Annotated in this window: 4 protein-coding genes; all 4 read right to left on the bottom strand. The window is 65.4% G+C overall.

Annotated features, from left to right (window positions below; all coding sequences use genetic code 11):
* On the bottom strand, positions 1 to 117 hold a 117-nt coding region (locus tag MOV74_RS36995; RefSeq protein ID WP_246932329.1), incomplete at its 3' end, for a Maf family protein.
* Between the two features lie 228 nt (positions 118 to 345).
* Complete coding sequence (locus MOV74_RS36990; RefSeq protein WP_246932327.1) at positions 346 to 813, bottom strand: low molecular weight phosphatase family protein; 468 nt, start codon at positions 811 to 813, stop codon at positions 346 to 348.
* 6 nt (positions 814 to 819) lie between these two features.
* Positions 820 to 1,317 (bottom strand): UPF0262 family protein, encoded by a 498-nt coding sequence (locus MOV74_RS36985; RefSeq protein WP_246932325.1) that lies wholly within the window; start codon positions 1,315 to 1,317, stop codon positions 820 to 822.
* The coding region (gene hisD, locus MOV74_RS36980) for a histidinol dehydrogenase (RefSeq protein ID WP_246932322.1) at positions 1,314 to 2,020 on the bottom strand (707 nt) is incomplete at its 5' end. The genes MOV74_RS36985 and hisD, both read right to left, overlap by 4 nt.

The following is a 2,020-nucleotide window of genomic DNA, read 5'->3' as shown; positions in this document are numbered from 1 at the left end:
CGGCGTCTCGTCGACGTCGGCCGGCCGGAGCGCGTCCGGCTCGATGCCGGCCTGGTTGAGCAGCGACAGGCGCCGCGGCGAACCGGAGGCAAGTACGAATTTGGGGCGGCCAAGCATCAGGTGATTTGGGGGATGAAGCGGGGTGAATTGCGCGCGGAACCTATCGGAAGGGGGCTGATTTCACAACCCGGGAACCCCAGGTTTGGTGATTCGAGGTTTCCGACATGGCTGTGCCCACAGTCTGTGACGCAGGTGTTACGGGAGGCCTCGCGACGAGCTCGCTGTCACCTCTCCCGCAGGCGGGAGAGGGAGCGCACCACGGTCGCGTGATGACTTCGGAGATCATCAACCTGATGCCGCGCCGACCTTTGCAAAACGCCGGCGGATGCGCAGCAGCAGCTGATCGCAGACCTCTCGATAGGCCGCGAGCTTCTGGTCGCGGCTGCCCTCGATGGTGGTGGGATCCTGCGTTGGCCAGTATTCGACGTCGGCCGCGAGTGTCCGCGTCAGCTCCAGCGCCTTGTGGTGCGCCTCGGGCGAGAGCGTGATGATGAGGTCGAAATTCAGCCCCTCCCAGTCCTCCAGCTCCTCGAAGGTCTGCGGCTTGTGGGCGGAAATGTCCTGGCCGAGCTCGGCCATCACGGACACCGCAAACGGATCGAGCTCGCCGCGCCTCGCGCCGGCCGACTTCACGTAGAGACCTTGCGGAAACATGTGCTGCAACAGGCTCTCGGCCATCGGCGAGCGCACGCTGTTCATCGCACAGGCGAACAGCACCGATTGCGGATCGCGTGCGCGTGGGGGCGCAGCCATCCGCGCTTACCCCTTCCAATGAAGGACAGTTATGAGCGTGAACAGCCGGCGCGAGGTCTCGAAATCGACCCGCACCTTGCCCTTCAGCCGCTCCTGCAACGTGCGCGATCCCTCGTCATGGATGCCGCGACGGCCCATGTCGATGGCCTCGATCTTGTCGGGGGTCGCGGTGCGGATCGCCTGGTAGTAGCTGTCGCAGATCATGAAATAATCCTTCACGATCCGCCGGAACGGCGTCAGCGACAACAGATGCGCAACGACGGGCGTGCCGTCCTCGCGGCGGATGTCGAACATCAGGCGGTTGCCGGTGATGCCGATATGCAGCGTGAACGGGCCCTGCGCCTCGGCGCCGTCGGGCGCGAACAGGTTCTGCTCGATCAGGTCGTAGATCGCGATTGCGCGCTCGTGCTCGATATCAGGCCCGGAACGGCCGATCGATTCTTCGTCGAGCGTGACGCCGACGATGCGATTGGTCGAGTCGTCCTGTTCGGGCGGCTTTGTCATGACAGATTGAGACGCAATCCAATCGAACGCGAATGGGCATCGAGCCCCTCCGCCTTGCCGAGCGTCATCGCGGCTGGACCCAGCGCACGCAGCTGATCCGGGCCGCATTTCAGGATGGAGGTGCGCTTCATGAAGTCGTGCACCGAAAGCCCTGAGGAGAATCGCGCCGAGCGCGCCGTCGGCAACACGTGGTTGGAGCCACCGACATAATCACCGATCGCCTCCGGCGTATGCGGCCCGAGGAACACCGCGCCGGCATTGCGGATCTTCGCCGCGAGCGCGTCGGGATCAACGGTCATGATCTCGAGATGCTCGGCGGCGATGGCGTCCGCGAGCGGGATGGCGTCGCCCAACTTCTTCACCATGATGACCGCGCCGAAATCGGCCCACGACGCGCTGGCGATCGCGGCGCGCGGCAGCGTCTTCAACTGCGCTTCCACCGCCTTTTCGACGTCGGCGGCAAGGCGTGCCGAGTCCGTGATCAGGATCGACTGCGCGCTGGCATCGTGCTCGGCCTGCGCGAGGAGATCGGCGGCGATCCAGTCGGCGTTGCCGGTGTCGTCGGCGATCACGAGCACTTCGGACGGGCCGGCGATCATGTCGATGCCGACTTTGCCGAACACCAGCCGCTTGGCGGCGGCGACGTAGGCGTTGCCGGGGCCGACGATCTTTGCCACCGGCGCGATGGTCGCGGTGCCGTGCG

This window comes from Bradyrhizobium sp. SHOUNA76, from assembly GCF_023006445.1.
GTDB lineage: Bacteria > Pseudomonadota > Alphaproteobacteria > Rhizobiales > Xanthobacteraceae > Bradyrhizobium.
The sequence above is the reverse complement of the archived record's forward strand: the minus strand, read 5'-3'. Positions and strand labels throughout refer to the sequence as shown.